This window comes from Shewanella sp. UCD-FRSSP16_17, from assembly GCF_001675935.1.
GTDB lineage: Bacteria > Pseudomonadota > Gammaproteobacteria > Enterobacterales > Shewanellaceae > Shewanella > Shewanella japonica.
The window spans coordinates 321,383-337,478 of sequence record NZ_LZFV01000002.1; the positions used below are offsets into that span (position 1 = coordinate 321,383).

10 protein-coding genes and 6 tRNA genes are annotated in these 16,096 nt (G+C 40.9%); 1 reads left to right on the forward strand and 15 read right to left on the reverse strand.

All coding sequences use genetic code 11. The annotated features are described in order from the left end of the window. Positions 1-534 precede the first annotated feature (534 nt). The 12 genes from A9267_RS06265 to recA all read right to left on the reverse strand — a co-directional run bounded on the left by A9267_RS06265 (position 535) and on the right by recA (position 10,535). Positions 535-1,665, reverse strand: coding sequence for a sodium ion-translocating decarboxylase subunit beta (locus A9267_RS06265; protein WP_055025721.1), 1,131 nt, complete (start codon positions 1,663-1,665; stop codon positions 535-537). A 15-nt stretch (positions 1,666-1,680) separates the two neighbouring features. Then, the gene (gene oadA, locus A9267_RS06270) at positions 1,681-3,474 is read right to left on the reverse strand and encodes a sodium-extruding oxaloacetate decarboxylase subunit alpha (RefSeq protein ID WP_065108617.1); all 1,794 of its coding nucleotides are present in this window, start codon (positions 3,472-3,474) and stop codon (positions 1,681-1,683) included. A 16-nt stretch (positions 3,475-3,490) separates the two neighbouring features. Next, entirely contained in the window at positions 3,491-3,739 is a 249-nt protein-coding gene (locus A9267_RS06275; protein ID WP_065108618.1) for an OadG family transporter subunit, read from the reverse strand. Positions 3,740-4,660: 921 nt separating this feature from the next. Next, positions 4,661-4,737: transfer RNA gene (locus tag A9267_RS06280), tRNA-Arg, on the reverse strand. An 80-nt stretch (positions 4,738-4,817) separates the two neighbouring features. Beyond that, positions 4,818-4,909: transfer RNA gene (locus tag A9267_RS06285), tRNA-Ser, on the reverse strand. A 9-nt stretch (positions 4,910-4,918) separates the two neighbouring features. Next, positions 4,919-4,995 (reverse strand) — tRNA-Arg (locus tag A9267_RS06290). A 30-nt stretch (positions 4,996-5,025) separates the two neighbouring features. After that, positions 5,026-5,102, reverse strand: a tRNA-Arg gene (locus tag A9267_RS06295). Positions 5,103-5,133: 31 nt separating this feature from the next. Continuing rightward, a tRNA-Arg gene (locus tag A9267_RS06300) sits at positions 5,134-5,210 on the reverse strand. A 22-nt stretch (positions 5,211-5,232) separates the two neighbouring features. Next, positions 5,233-5,324 (reverse strand) — tRNA-Ser (locus tag A9267_RS06305). A gap of 498 nt (positions 5,325-5,822) precedes the next feature. Beyond that, positions 5,823-6,023 (reverse strand): carbon storage regulator CsrA, encoded by a 201-nt coding sequence (gene csrA, locus A9267_RS06310; RefSeq protein WP_055023781.1) that lies wholly within the window; start codon positions 6,021-6,023, stop codon positions 5,823-5,825. A gap of 500 nt (positions 6,024-6,523) precedes the next feature. Then, positions 6,524-9,148: an alanine--tRNA ligase gene (gene alaS / locus A9267_RS06315; RefSeq protein ID WP_055023780.1), complete on the reverse strand. Its 2,625-nt coding sequence runs from the start codon at positions 9,146-9,148 to the stop codon at positions 6,524-6,526. A gap of 328 nt (positions 9,149-9,476) precedes the next feature. Further along, positions 9,477-10,535, reverse strand: a complete 1,059-nt coding sequence (gene recA, locus A9267_RS06320) for a recombinase RecA (RefSeq protein WP_055023779.1) — start codon at positions 10,533-10,535, stop codon at positions 9,477-9,479. A 421-nt stretch (positions 10,536-10,956) separates the two neighbouring features. Here recA and mutS point away from each other — a divergent pair, with 421 nt between their 5' ends. Next, the gene (gene mutS, locus A9267_RS06325; RefSeq protein ID WP_065108619.1) at positions 10,957-13,536 is read left to right on the forward strand and encodes a DNA mismatch repair protein MutS; all 2,580 of its coding nucleotides are present in this window, start codon (positions 10,957-10,959) and stop codon (positions 13,534-13,536) included. Between the two features lie 86 nt (positions 13,537-13,622). Here the strand turns inward: mutS and A9267_RS06330 are convergent, their stop codons facing one another. The 3 genes from A9267_RS06330 to A9267_RS06340 form a co-directional block, all read right to left on the reverse strand. Then, the gene (locus A9267_RS06330; RefSeq protein ID WP_055023777.1) at positions 13,623-14,030 is read right to left on the reverse strand and encodes a hypothetical protein; all 408 of its coding nucleotides are present in this window, start codon (positions 14,028-14,030) and stop codon (positions 13,623-13,625) included. Positions 14,031-14,122: 92 nt separating this feature from the next. Then, positions 14,123-15,103 carry an RNA polymerase sigma factor RpoS gene (gene rpoS, locus A9267_RS06335; protein WP_055023776.1) on the reverse strand — a complete coding sequence of 327 codons (981 nt, stop codon included), beginning with the start codon at positions 15,101-15,103 and terminating at the stop codon, positions 14,123-14,125. Positions 15,104-15,181: 78 nt separating this feature from the next. Further along, the gene (locus tag A9267_RS06340; RefSeq protein WP_065108620.1) at positions 15,182-16,072 is read right to left on the reverse strand and encodes a peptidoglycan DD-metalloendopeptidase family protein; all 891 of its coding nucleotides are present in this window, start codon (positions 16,070-16,072) and stop codon (positions 15,182-15,184) included. Between the last annotated feature and the right edge of the window lie 24 nt (positions 16,073-16,096).

The following is a 16,096-nucleotide window of genomic DNA, read 5'->3' on the forward strand; positions in this document are numbered from 1 at the left end:
TTTTCACGTTTAAGACCAAAAACAATCAAAAACGGATAAATAAAATACAATTATAATCAGCCAATATGTGACCATTACTATTCAGCTAACGTGCCAACTTAGTAACACACTGTTTTAAACGCAAATTTTAAAATAACCTATCAACATACCTATAAAGGGTAGTGCTAATTTAGTGCAAGATAAATAAAATCGCACCTAAATGGGTATAAAATACGAGTCGTTTTTTGGATTGAACAACAATGGAGCAATGCAAGCCTTAATATTGGATTAGGCTGATAAATCGACGTCCCTTAAGCCTTGCTAATCGAGTAAGAAAGAAAATAAAGAAAGGCTTATGAGTGATGAGTTAAATGCTAAGTGAAAAGAGTGAGAGAGTGAGAAAGTAAAACCCTGATACAGACGCGTATATCTTCTGTTTATACCAATGAGCTAGCGATGAACTCAGGCTTAATATGACTAATGTGTTAGCAAAAAAAACCACTGCTTAGCAGTGGCTTTAATATAATTTACAACAAACAGAGTTAACGCAAGGTATTAACCTAGAACAGCCAACAATACACCAGCAGCAACAGCGCTACCCAGTACACCAGCGACGTTTGGTCCCATAGCATGCATCAATAAGAAGTTTTGTTGGTTTGACTCTAAACCAACCTTATTCACAACACGTGCGGCCATAGGTACAGCAGATACACCAGCTGCACCAATCAATGGGTTAATCTTACCACCTGAGACTTTAGACATCAGTTTAGCCATCAACACACCAGCAGCTGTGCCGATACTAAATGCGACAGCTCCTAAGACTAAAATACCTAAGGTTTCGATACGTAGAAACTCTTCAGCCTGCAATTTAGAGCCCACTGCTAAACCAAGGAAAATAGTGACAATGTTAATTAATTCGTTTTGAGCAGTGCTTGATAATCTATCTACCACGCCACATTCACGCATTAAGTTACCTAGACAGAACATCCCTACTAAAGGCGTTGCTGCTGGTAAGAATAAAATGGTCATTCCCACTACCATCAATGGGAAAATAATTTTCTCTTTTTTACTGACTTCACGCAGCTGTTCCATCTTAATGGTGCGTTCAGATTCGTTAGTCAATAAACGCATGATTGGTGGTTGAATTAACGGTACTAACGCCATGTACGAGTACGCAGCAACTGCGATTGCACCCAATAAATCTGGGGCTAGTTTAGAGGCTAAGAAAATGGCTGTTGGGCCATCGGCGCCACCAATAATCGCAATAGCCGCAGCATCTTGCATAGTAAACTCAAACCCAGGCACTAAATTTAATGCAATTGCACCAAGCAAGGTCGCAAAAATACCAAACTGCGCCGCAGCACCTAATAGTAAGGTTTTCGGATTAGCAATCAGTGCTCCAAAGTCAGTTAACGCCCCCACGCCCATGAAAATCAGTAATGGGAATATGCCTGTTTCAATACCAACATAGTAGGCATACCAAAGTAGACCGCCTTCGTCGGTAAACCCCGCATTAGGAATATTCGCCAAGATAGCACCGAAACCAATCGGCACTAACAAAAGTGGCTCGAAGCCTTTAGCAATGGCGAGATATAATAATGCCCCGCCAATTGCCATCATAAATAGTTGATCAGGTGCGAAGTTAGCAATACCTGTCTCAGACCAAAAGGCCATTAATCCTTCCATGCTATCTCCTACCTCTTACGCTAGTGCCAGTAATGGTGCGCCAACTGCAACTGCATCGCCTTGTTTAACCGCGATATTTCTGATCACACCTGTCGTTTCTGCTCGAACTTCGGTTTCCATCTTCATTGCTTCAAGGATTAATACCACATCACCCTCATTAACATGGTCGCCATCATTCACCATCACTTTGAAAATATTGCCTGACAGCGGTGCATTCATCGTGACTTTAATTTCATTACTCGCCGGCGTTAAAGGTGCAAGCGGAGCTGGCGCTTGAGAACCAGCCGTTGATGAAGTGGGTACAATTTGGCTAATATCTCCACCTTCACTGACTTCCACCACAAAATTTTGCCCTTGGACATTAACGGTATAGGTTTCAGGCCCTTTGTCTTTTTTATCAGCAACAACCGCAATATCATCAGCACTTGGAATAGGCTCAAATGCATCCGGATTACCACGGTTAGTTAAGAACTGTAATCCAATTTGATTAAATAACGCATACGTCATCACATCATCATCAGTTTCTGCCGCTAAAGTAATATTGTCTTTCTTAGCGATATCAGCCAACTCTTGGCGTAACTTATCTAGCTCTGGTGCAATAAGATCGGCAGGACGACATGTAATGGCCTCACCACCGTCTAGCACTCTAGCCTGAAGTTCAGCGTTAACTGGTGCAGGTGTTGAACCGTACTCACCTTTTAATACGCCTTCAGTTTCTTTAGCTAGGGTTTTATATCGCTCACCCATTAGGACATTAATTACTGATTGAGTACCTACAATCTGTGACGTTGGCGTCACCAAAGGTAAGAAACCAAGATCTTCACGTACACGAGGGATCTCTTCTAATACAGCATCCATTTTGTCCGCAGCGCCCTGCTCTTTGAGCTGGTTTTCCATGTTGGTTAACATGCCACCTGGCACTTGTGCACGTAAAATACGTGAATCAATACCTTTCAGCGCACCTTCAAAACGAGCATACTTTTTACGAACTTCTCTAAAGTAAGCTGCAATTTCTTCTAACAGCGCCATGTCATAGCCAGTTGAGCGGCCATTATCTTCAGCCATTGCGACTAAGGTTTCTGTCGCTGAATGTCCATATGTTTGGCTCATTGACGAAATGGCGGTATCAAGTACATCAATACCCGCTTCAATTGCTTTTTGATAAGTTGCAGTGCTTAAACCCGTTGTAGCATGACAATGCATAGATACAGTTAAATCCGTTTGAGATTTAAGTCTGCTAATTAGGTCAAATGCTTCCATTGGTTTGAGTAGACCTGCCATGTCTTTTATACACAATGACTCACAACCCATGTCTTCAAGGTTTTTAGCCATATCAACCCAAGTATCAACGGTATGAACTGGGCTAGTTGTAAACGAAATAGTCCCTTGAGCATGACCACCAACCTGTTTCACCGCTTTAACAGCCGTTTCTAAGTTACGAACATCATTCATTGCATCAAACACACGGAACACGTCAACACCGTTAGTATGCGCACGCTCCACAAAGCGAGTTACTACATCATCAGCATAATGGCGATACCCCAAAAGGTTTTGACCACGTAACAACATTTGCTGCGGCGTATTTGGCATGACCTTTTTAAGTTCTCGGATACGATCCCACGGATCTTCTCCTAAATAACGAATGCATGAATCGAAGGTCGCGCCTCCCCATGATTCAAGTGACCAATAACCGATTTTATCCAGTAAAGGAGCGATAGGTAACATATCGTCTAAACGTAGGCGTGTTGCCAAAATAGACTGATGGGCGTCTCGTAATACTACATCTGTTAACGCTAAAGGCTTGCTCATAATTACTCCTAAACTATTAATCTTTGGCACGATACTGATGAATAGCAGAAGTGATTGCTGCTACTAACTTAGGGTCAAGTGTCGCTGCTGATGCAGGTGCTTGCGCTATTGGCGCCGACGCTGCTGCAACTTGATTCTCTGACTTGGTTAATCTGGCGACGATAGTGATACCGACGATTAACAAGCTTAAAAAAATAAAGACTAAGCTCATCCCCATTATCATCACGCCTAAGGCGTTAAATAATTGCTCAGATATTGAAGTCATACATCCTCTCTTGTCTTAGTGTTCAATCAGTCATTGCACACAGGATCCGTTCTGATTACATACGCCAATAATGAAGTCATATATGCAATTAACTCACGCACCAAAAGTAGGCATTCATTAATTCACAAACGGCATTCAGAATAAATATTCAGTCTATCTTAACTAATTTATGATTATAAAAAAGCTAATCAACCAGCTAATTTAGTTATATCAAATTCTTCACTGACGAAAAATATAACTAATCTATAACAATTAATCCAACACTTTGTAAATTGGTCAGACCAAAAATAATAAAATTAAAAGGGTATAGGTGATAATTCGATAATTAAAATGAGACTTTTATGAGAATAATTTAATTTTGATGGGTTTATGAAGAAAATGACAAGATTATGACGACTTCTAACTAAAAAGTGATATCAAGATAAAGAACAACCAATCGCCCTAAAGAAGTGCAGATGATGTAAAAAGCATAAATATGTCAATTTTATCGTGATTAATTGACTATTTATTACAATCGAGCAGTTACATGGTAAATCATGCTCCTTAGTGTGCCTGTTGCCAATAGATCAACGCTGATGATCCATGTTAAGAGTGATTTCACCTAAAAGAGTACCAATATAGATAAAGCGTTTGTTGAGTTGCAAAAAAGATCCCCCTTATCCGCAGACTCTATATAGAGCTCAAACGCATGCTAACCAACATCAAGCGAATTAAAAGCTGTTAACACGTATAGAACGGCTGAAAATATAAACAGCATTAAAACGACGCTGGCGGCCTAGAAAGGAAGGTAATTGAATATAACACTTTGAAGGCTTTGCTCTATTACGCAAAATGAAAATAGAAAAGTGACACTTAAATTGAGCAGTGACGAACCAGCAATAAAAAATGCCCTGTAGCAAGCTACAGGGCATTCTCTAATAATGGTGCGCGTGGGAGGATTCGAACCTCCGACCGCCTGGTTCGTAGCCAGGTACTCTATCCAGCTGAGCTACACGCGCAAATCTTTTATATCACTCGCTTAACACGAGCTTGCTCATTGCTAATGAGCTTAGTTGCATGGTTTAGATTATGCAAATAATGGCGGAGAGGGAGGGATTCGAACCCTCGATGGGAGTTAAAGCCCATACTCCCTTAGCAGGGGAGCGCCTTCGGCCACTCGGCCACCTCTCCGAACAATAATGGTGCGCGTGGGAGGATTCGAACCTCCGACCGCCTGGTTCGTAGCCAGGTACTCTATCCAGCTGAGCTACACGCGCAAAATTTGGTACAAAAGCAAATAATATCAATGGTGCGCGTGGGAGGATTCGAACCTCCGACCGCCTGGTTCGTAGCCAGGTACTCTATCCAGCTGAGCTACACGCGCATCGTATTGATATTGCTTTTTTTTATAGTAATGGTGCGCGTGGGAGGATTCGAACCTCCGACCGCCTGGTTCGTAGCCAGGTACTCTATCCAGCTGAGCTACACGCGCATCGTTTACTATTTTTAAGAAATGGCGGAGAGGGAGGGATTCGAACCCTCGATGGGAGTTAAAGCCCATACTCCCTTAGCAGGGGAGCGCCTTCGGCCACTCGGCCACCTCTCCGTTTTCTTGGGCGGTATATTACTGTTTGAAGAAAATAAGTCAAACCCTTTTTCAGAAACTATATTCATTTGAACTGTTTTTAATCACATTGCCGACATATGCCACAATATTTATCAATTCTTTTACCCGATTTTTGTTTTTATAGATAAAAACAATAAACCATCATTTTTGTAGCCATCGTCGTCATTCATTAAAATGAAGTAGATAAACCTGCCCATAAACTAAAAATCAACTTATTTGAGAATAATTGTGTGCATAATGATTAGAGCAAATAAATGAAGATCGAAATAATTAGAGGATTAGAACAACACTCAAGTCGTCAACGACTCAAAGATAAAAAAGAAGCATCACAGCAATGATGATTAAAAACGTTTAAAAATGATTAAAAATGATTAAAGCAACAGCGATAGCTTCCATTGTTCCAGCATTATTTACCATCCAAAAACAATAAAGCCAGCTTTCGCTGGCCTTATTCGTATAGCTAACAATTCTGATTTATCAGAAATTGCCCCCTTCAGGGGTCGTATTGCCAGATTTTTCTGACTGGATACGTTGGTAAATTTCTTCACGATGAACTGATACTTCTTTAGGTGCGTTTACACCGATACGTACCTGATTACCTTTTACGCCAAGCACAGTAACTGTAACTTCATCACCTATCATTAATGTTTCGCCTACACGGCGAGTCAAAATCAGCATTCGATTGCTCCTTTAGTCCAATCAGCATACACCAGCTTCTATCCGTAATATGCGCGTTTTAATATAGTTAGCTTAATACAAATCATTAGTAACGACACTAAATCAATAAAATTTTTAAGCTTTTTACTGTAAAAAATCAAAAAATAAAGAAATTCGGTATTTTTAAAGTCCGATTGTTTCAAGCTGTTAACATTTGACGTTCATTCTTTAGACAAAGCTAAAACAGAACCTTCAAAACAATTTGTCGCTTTCATAACCATATAAGCATAAAAAACTATACTTACATGATTTTCAGTGCGTTAAATCTGTTTTTATTCAAAAATGTGGTTTCGTAATACCGCTGTCATTATTACGTTTCTACTATGCCAAACCTTGAACAATCACTCAAGCCATAAAGCAACTAACAATCACCGGTAAATCAATCACATTTTTACCCGCTATCAATATTAAATGCTTTATGTTCATTGCTCTATGAGAGTGACTTTAATCTTAATTAACCGTTAGCCTAAACGCTCTGTTAACCAAGGTTGAACTAATGCTAATGCATCATCAAGTTTCTCTGGTTGCGTACCGCCAGCTTGAGCCATATCAGGACGACCACCACCTTTACCACCAACTTGCTGAGCAACCATAGCAACAAGCTCACCTGCCTTCACTTTACCGACTAAATCTTTACTCACACCAGCAATAAGATTAACTTTACCTTCATTAGCAATACCAAGCACAATAATGGCTGAGTTTAGCTTCTGCTTAAGCTCATCTTGTAAACCACGTAGTGATTTAGGATCAACACCTTCAAGCTTTTTAACAAGAACTTTTACGCCGTTTAGTTCAATGGCTTCACCAGCAATATCTGCACTAGCTGCAGCAGCTAACTTATCTTTTAGCTGCGACATTTCTTTTTCTAGTTGCTTCACTTTATCAAGTTGCGCTTTAAGCTTAGCAACAACTGAAGCTGAGTCAGACTTTAACAATGAAGCCGCTTTATCAAGTTGTGCTTGCTGCTCAGCAACATACTCCATTGCTGCAGCGCCAGTTACCGCTTCAATACGACGAATACCCGCCGCAATACCGCCTTCAGAAGTGATTTTGAACAAACCRATATCACCTGTACGGCCAACATGTGTACCACCACAGAGTTCAATCGAGAAATCACCCATAGTCACAACGCGTACTTCACTGTCGTACTTTTCGCCAAACAAGGCCATAGCGCCCTGCTCTTTTGCCTCATCAATACCCATCACAGCAGTTTTTAGCTGATGGTTACGACGGATTTGGGTATTGACCATATCTTCTACTTGCTTGAGTTCTGCAGCAGTTACGGCTTCGAAGTGCGCAAAGTCAAAACGTAAACGCTCAGGGTTAACTAAAGATCCCTTTTGATTTACGTGAGTTCCTAAAACATTACGAAGGGCGGCATGTAATAAGTGAGTCACCGAGTGATTTAACTGTGTACGGTGACGTAATTTCTTATCCACTTCTGCAGTGACTTTTTGGCCTACAGTCAATGTACCTGCCGTTAACTTACCTTCGTGACCAAATGCTTGACCGAAGATTTGCGTATCAGCAACTTCAAAAACATTTTCGCCAATTGAAAGTAAGCCTTTATCACCTACCTGACCACCTGACTCCGCATAAAAAGGCGTGTTATCTAATACGATTACCGCTTCTTGACCTGCTGCTAACGTCTCGACTGATTCACCACCAACATAAATTGCAGAAACACTGCCTTCACCGTTTAATTCGGTGTAACCACAAAACTCAGTTTCACCTTCGATTTTAAGACCAGTATTATAATCAGTACCAAAATTACCAGCAGCTTGTGCACGGCTTCTTTGCTCAGCCATCGCAGCTTCGAAACCGGCTTCATCAACGGTAATATCACGTTCACGACAGACGTCAGCTGTTAGATCCACTGGGAAACCATAGGTATCGTAAAGTTTAAAGGCTGTTTCACCATCTAAAACGTTAGTATCTAACTCGTTTAACGCTGCATCTAAAATACCTAATCCACGCTCTAGTGTTCTGGCAAATTGTTCTTCTTCAGCTTTTAACGATTTTTCAATAATCGCTTTAGCTTCAACCAAACTTTTACCCGCATCGCCCATGACTTCAATTAGGGTAGGCAGCAATTTAAAGAAGAACGTATCGGTTGCACCTAACTTATTACCGTGACGCACTGCACGACGAATGATACGACGCAATACATAACCACGGCCTTCATTCGACGGCATCACACCATCAGCAATTAAGAATGAACAAGAACGAATATGGTCAGCAATTACGCGCAGTGATTTATTTTCTAAATCTTCAACCCCAATAATCTCCGCCGCTTTTTTGATTAACGCTTGGAAAATATCAATTTCGTAGTTTGAGTGTACGCCTTGCATGATAGCTGCAATACGCTCAATTCCCATACCTGTATCGACTGAAGGTTTTGGTAGCGGTTTCATTTCACCGTCAGCTTGACGGTTGTACTGCATGAAAACGATATTCCAGATTTCAATGAAGCGATCGCCATCTTCTTCTGGTGTACCAGGGCGGCCGCCCCAAATGTGCTCGCCATGATCATAAAAGATCTCTGAACATGGACCACAAGGACCTGTATCACCCATTTGCCAGAAGTTGTCAGAGGCATAAGGAGCGCCTTTGTTATCACCAATACGAATAATATTTTCAGCAGCAACACCGATTTTCTTATTCCAGATTTCAAAGGCTTCGTCATCAGTATCGTAAATAGTGACACAAAGTTTTTCTGTTGGTAATTTCAGTGTTTGGGTTAAAAAGTTCCACGCATATGAAATGGCTTCTTCTTTAAAGTAATCACCAAAACTAAAGTTACCTAACATTTCAAAGAAAGTATGGTGACGGGCGGTGTAACCTACATTATCTAAGTCATTATGCTTACCACCAGCACGGACACAACGTTGCGATGTCGTTGCACGTGAATAACCACGATTTTCCAATCCTAGAAAAGCTTCTTTAAATTGGTTCATACCCGCATTTGTAAATAATAACGTTGGATCGTTATGTGGTACTAACGAGCTACTGTCGACAACTTGGTGTCCGTTGTTACCAAAATACGCTAAAAATGCGCTTCTTAATTCTGTGGTGGTCTGAAACATGAAATCGCCCTAAATGGATAAATTCTATTTATCATGAAGCTGAATATCAGCTTTAAATTGGCAACATTATATACTTAAACAAACTGAAGGTGCGAGATCCAAGCGTATTTAGATTAGCGATTTTCTTGCTATGAGGGGCGATTACTGTAATCGGTTAATTGGTTTTTAATAATCTGTGCCGTAATACGAGCTAAATGACGTCTTTAATGAAGTCATATCTTTATGCGCGGCGTTCGATCACATATGCCAATGAATAGAGCACTCACAAAAAAATCGCGGCCGACTCATGTCGACCGCGATAGTTATTTTCATTACTGTTAAAACGTGATTAGAACACTTCACCTGTTTCTAAATCGATGTTTTCATCCGACTCAGCTGGTGCCGCTTCTTTTTCAGTGCTTAATAGCATTTGACGTAAATTTGCTTCAATTTCTTCAGCTACTGCAGGGTTTTCAACTAGGTATTTACCCGCATTTGCACGGCCTTGACCAATCTTGTTGCCTTGGTAGCTGTACCAAGCACCAGCTTTCTCAACCAGCTTGTGTGCTACACCTAAATCAACGAGCTCACCAGTACGGTTAATACCTTTACCGTAAAGAATTTGGAATTCAGCTTGTCTAAATGGCGCTGCAATTTTATTTTTAACGACCTTTACTCGAGTCTCGTTACCTACGACAGCGTCGCCGTCTTTAATCGCACCTGTACGACGAATATCTAAACGTACAGAAGCGTAGAATTTAAGTGCATTACCACCCGTTGTGGTTTCAGGGTTACCAAACATAACACCAATTTTCATACGAATTTGGTTAATGAAAATAAGTAGCGTATTTGACTGTTTTAAGTTACCTGCAAGCTTACGCATTGCTTGGCTCATCATACGTGCGGCAAGGCCCATATGAGAATCACCAATTTCACCTTCAATTTCAGCTTTTGGTGTTAATGCTGCAACAGAATCGACAATGATTACATCAACAGCACCTGAACGTGTTAGCGCATCACAGATTTCAAGCGCTTGCTCACCAGTATCAGGTTGTGAACATAATAGGTTATCAATATCGACACCTAGATTTTTTGCATAGATAGGGTCTAGAGCATGCTCAGCATCAATAAACGCACACGTTTTGCCTTCACGTTGTGCTGCAGCAATAACTTCAAGTGTTAACGTTGTTTTACCCGATGATTCTGGACCGTAAATTTCAACGATACGTCCCATTGGTAAACCACCAGCACCTAAGGCAACATCCAACGAAAGCGAACCTGTAGAAATGGTTTCAACATCCATTGTGCGATCAGCGCCCAACTTCATGATTGAACCTTTACCAAATTGCTTTTCAATTTGACCTAATACAGCATTCAGCGCTTTCTCTTTATTTGGATCTGCTTTCATTCTCTTTATCCCTTTAAGGTGACTCAGTTCGAATAACGAACTTGGTAACGAATAAATTTGTCTGTTTCGTAATATGAGCTCAGTATACTGTATAATCATACAGTATCAATAGTTACTGTATAATTTTTTTCCTTTTTTTTACCTTACTATTATTTACACATTAAAAATCATACAGTTAATAACGAAAATATATTAATAACGATAAATAGTAGACAAACAAAACCACTGTATACAGTACTTCTAAGTTGGGTAAATACCTGAGTTTACAACAATAAGTATTGTTCAAAAAATCAGTAAACAAGGGCAAGACGGCATAGCATCGTTGCGATTCTATTGGGTATCAAATCAATTGTTGTTAAGATGACCGCCTATATTGACCCAGACTTAGCCTAATTCAAAATAAAGTAAGAGCAATCACTTAATGACCGTAAATGAAGACCCAAATTTAGAAAAGCACACTCCCATGATGCGCCAGTATTTAACGCTGAAAGCACAGCATCCTGAAATGCTGTTGTTTTATCGTATGGGAGACTTTTATGAATTATTTTATGAAGACGCTAAGCTGGCATCGGAACTGTTAGGTATCTCATTAACTGCACGTGGAAAAAGTGGTGGTAACGCGATTCCCATGGCAGGACTTCCCTACCACGCCGTTGAAGGTTACCTCGCAAAATTGGTTCAAATTGGTCAATCTGTCGCTATTTGTGAACAAGTCGGTGACCCTGCTACAAGTAAAGGACCAGTTGAGCGTAAAGTTGTAAGAATTGTTACCCCAGGTACCTTAACCGACGAGGCCTTACTACAAGAAAAGCAGGATAACTTACTTGCTGCGGTATATCAGGGTAAGAGTGGATTTGGCTACGCGACTTTAGATGTTTCGTCTGGTCGATTTGTTATTGTTGAACTTGAAAATGACGAAACACTGGAAGCTGAACTGCAACGTACCAGTCCTGCAGAATTGCTCTACAGTGAAGATTTACTTGACCGCCAATTAATTGAAAATCGCAAAGGCATACGTCGAAGACCTGAATGGGAGTTTGATTACGATACCAGCATTCAATTACTTCTAGAGCAATTTGGTACCAAAGATCTTCATGGATTTGGTATTACAAATGCTAGGCTTTCGCTACAAGCAGCTGGCTGCTTAATGCAATATGTCAAAGACACACAAAAAACAGCTTTGCCTCATATTAATAGCATCACCATGTTTAATCAGGCTGATACTATCATTCTTGATGCTGCCACCCGCCGAAACTTAGAACTTACTATTAATTTATCTGGTTCACGTGATAATACCTTAGCTTGGGTACTCGATAAGACAGCGACGCCGATGGGAAGTCGTATGTTGCAGCGATGGATCCACCAACCGCTGCGTGACCAACAGCATATTAGCCAAAGGCAACAAGCAGTTGCTGAGTTAATTGATACGGGGTTATATGCAGACTTACACCAGCAATTAAAAGCCCTTGGCGATATCGAACGTATCATGGCGAGGCTAGCTATTCGCAGCGCACGCCCACGAGATTTTGCCCGTCTTCGCCAGGCGTTGGCTTTATTACCTGAAATTCAGCAAACTTTAGGTCACTGCCAACAAAGTGAACTCCAACGTCTAGCCAATTTATTAGGCGAGTTTCCAGAGCAGCAACAGCTATTGGAAAATGCGATTGTCGATAATCCGCCTATGCTTATCCGTGATGGCGGCGTAATTAAAGCGGGTTACAACGCACAACTAGATGAATGGCGTGGCCTAAGTGAAGGGGCATCTGATTATCTAGTACAATTAGAAAACCGTGAAAAAGAACAAACAGGCATCAATACATTAAAGGTCGGCTACAACCGGGTTCACGGCTACTATATCGAAGTGAGTCGCTTACAATCAGATCAAGTTCCTTTGAGCTATCAGCGTCGTCAAACACTAAAGAATACCGAACGCTACATCACACCAGAGTTAAAAGAATACGAAGAGAAAGTGCTATCTAGTCAAGGAAAGGCATTAGCGATTGAAAAGCAGCTTTGGGAAGAGTTATTTGATTTACTTTTACCTAAATTGCATGAACTACAACTGTTTGCCCAAGCTGCATCCGAATTAGATGTGCTAAGCAACTTTGCAGAGCGAGCTGAAACACTGGATTATCATTGTCCAGAAATCAGTAATGACATTGGTATTCATATCGAGTCTGGCCGTCATCCTGTGGTCGAATTAGTTAGCCAAACACCATTTATTGCCAACCCAGTCACCCTCGCGCCTAAGCGAAGAATGCTTATCGTAACGGGGCCCAATATGGGGGGTAAGTCGACTTATATGCGTCAGGTTGCGTTAATCACGCTTATGGCTCATATAGGTAGCTTTGTACCTGCACAAAAAGCAATTATCGGCCCTGTAGATCGAATATTTACACGTATCGGCGCCTCTGACGATCTCGCTTCTGGACGTTCTACTTTTATGGTCGAAATGACAGAAACCGCTAACATTCTTCATAATGCTACAGAGAAAAGTTTAGTTTTAATGGATGAAATCGGTCGAGGTACTTCGACCTATGACGGTTTATCTCTAGCTTGGTCAGCAGCAGAGTATTTAGCTGAAAAAGTCGCAGCGTTAACCTTATTCGCAACCCATTACTTTGAATTAACCCAGTTGCCAGAGCAAATAACTGGCACTGCTAATGTACATTTAGATGCCGTTGAACATGGTGACACGATTGCCTTTATGCATGCTGTTCAAGAGGGCGCTGCGAGTAAAAGTTATGGCTTACAAGTTGCTTCACTAGCAGGGGTACCAGCCCACGTCATCAAAGCGGCGAAACAAAAACTGCATATGCTTGAAAGTCGTGACTTTGCTAATAACAATCAAGTACCGATTCAAGAAGCATTAAACCTGACATTACCTGAACCCCAGTCATCTGCTGCAACAGACAAGTTAGCTCAGATAAATCCAGACAATTTAACGCCTAAACAGGCTTTAGATATGTTGTATGAACTTAAAAGGCTAGCTCAGCTTTAATACATCTATTTAAAGACTCAGTACAAAAAACGCTGCGATGATTTCGCAGCGTTTTTTATTCACTAACAGCATTGAGTATAGCCTGGTCACTTCTCTAATGATTTTAGGCTACTCGTATCAACTCCTTTCATGACTTCTCGCTCTAATGCATGTTGCTCAGCTAACTCATTACTCTTGGTCTGTTGCTGTAATTTCTGTTGCTCGATGCTCATTCTTACTTGGCGCTGTATTGATTCTTGCTCAGTTTCACACTGTCTAAATCCATCGGTCCAGCCTTGAGCATAATCCTGCTCCTGATTAAAGCGATTGACATCTTTTTTAAACTCATCAAACAAACTTCCGCCAGCCTTGTTACCGCTATCGCACCCATCCTGAAAACCATCGGCATAAGCTAGGGGATAACCTTGTTCTATCATTGTGTCTCTTGTGCTTTGACAACCAGTCAATATCACAACACATACAATACTGATAAAACTAATGACATTTTTATTCATTGTTTCTTATTCCTCGTTTTCAACAGACAATAAAAAAGGACATGATTAATGTCCTTATTCATTGAAAGCATACTAAAGCTTATTCCAACAAATTAGCTTCTGAATAACGCTTCAACTGACAAGCCTTGTGCACCTAAAACATCTTTCAATCGTTTTAAAGCTTCAACTTGGATCTGGCGGACACGTTCACGCGTTAGGCCAATCTCAGCACCCACATTTTCTAATGTAGAAGGCTCATAACCTAATAAACCAAAACGTCTCGCGAGCACTTCTCTTTGCTTAGTATTTAGCTCATTTAGCCAACCTACTATCGAATTTGATAGATCTTCATCCTGCACTTTGTAATCAGGTCCAACCGAATCATCATCAGCAATGACATCTAATAACGCTTTATCATTTTCGCCGCCTAATGGCGTATCTACAGAAGTGATTTTTTCGTTTAGCTTTAACATGCGGCTTACATCGCTAGTAGAAACATCTAACGTATCTGCGATTTCTTCAGCCGTGGGCTCATGATCTAATTTTTGAGCCAATTGTCTTGCGGTACGAAGATACACGTTAAGCTCTTTAACGACATGAATAGGTAAACGAATGGTGCGAGTTTGATTCATGATAGCGCGCTCAATGGTCTGTCTTATCCACCATGTCGCATAAGTTGAAAAACGAAAGCCTCGCTCTGGGTCAAATTTTTCGACCGCGCGAATAAGTCCTAGGTTACCTTCTTCGATAAGATCGAGTAACGCTAGTCCACGGTTGTTATACCTTCTGGCAATTTTAACAACTAAACGTAAGTTACTTTCTATCATGCGGTTACGAGATTTCTCGCAGCCTTTGAGTGCTTTACGTGAAAAGAAGACTTCTTCTTCTGCACTAAGCAAAGGGGAAAAACCAATCTCACCTAAATATAGTTGAGTGGCGTCAAGATTCTTTTGCAGATCATCTTGAACTTGTTGGTCGATATCGGGTTGCTGTGCTGTTTTGGCTTTAGTTCCTGCCTTTAGTGCAACCTCTTCTGGTTGTTTAGCTAAATCCATAAGCTCTTCTGCTACTGCAGCGTTTTGTTTCTGGCTCATATGGTGCTCTCCCAAACCTGATAAAATTTAAGTATCTACTGCACTTGCCTATCCTCCGTTTTGATGTGAACTAAACAGTTAGCGTTTAGGTAAATAATTTAATGGGTTAACTGACTTACCATGGAGACGGATCTCAAAATGTAACATCACCTGGTTTGCCCCTGTGCTACCCATTTTCGCCACTGTCTGTCCTGCATTTACATATTGTTTTTCTTTGACCAATATTGCATCAGCATGAGCATATGCACTTAAAAAATCTTCGTTATGCTTAATAATGACTAAATTACCATATCCACGAAGTGCATTGCCGGCATAAACCACTCTTCCATCAGCTGCGGCTTTAATAATATCACCGCGAGAACCCGCAAGCTTAATGCCCTGATTCCCCTGTTGAGTGGTAGAGAAATACCCTATTATTCGACCTTTATTCGGCCAATTCCACTTGCTTACTTTATCTGGCAAGCGTGAAACAGGATTTTTCGCTACTTGTACCGTTTTTTCTTGGGTAGTTTTTACAGAATACGCAGGCTTTGCTTTGTGATCAAGCTCTTTTTTTGTACTATTTTTATCAGCACTAGTGCTAGCCTGTTTTGTAGCTGTAGTTTGTTTTGCCACAGGTTTCTTTGCAGGCTTAGGTTTACTGTTCGCTATAGCAACCGGTTTAGCTGACGTTTTGCTAGGTGTAGGCTGATAGAGTTTCAGTGTCTGCCCGGGGTAAATTGTGTAAGGTGCTTTGAGGCGATTATATTTAGCAATATCGCTAAAATCCTTGCCTGCCCCCCAAGAAATTGAATACAAGGTATCGCCACGTTTTACTTTGTAAGTGCCGGTGGTGATCGAGCCTTTATTGTATTTCGGCCCAGCAGAAGCCGAAATGCTACTCACAGGTGCTGGAGTATGAGCTTGAAAACTACAACCCGTAATTGAAAGCAATATGAAAGTGATTAAAACCCAATTGTGATACTTCAAGCATGTTCTCCAAAATGATAGGAA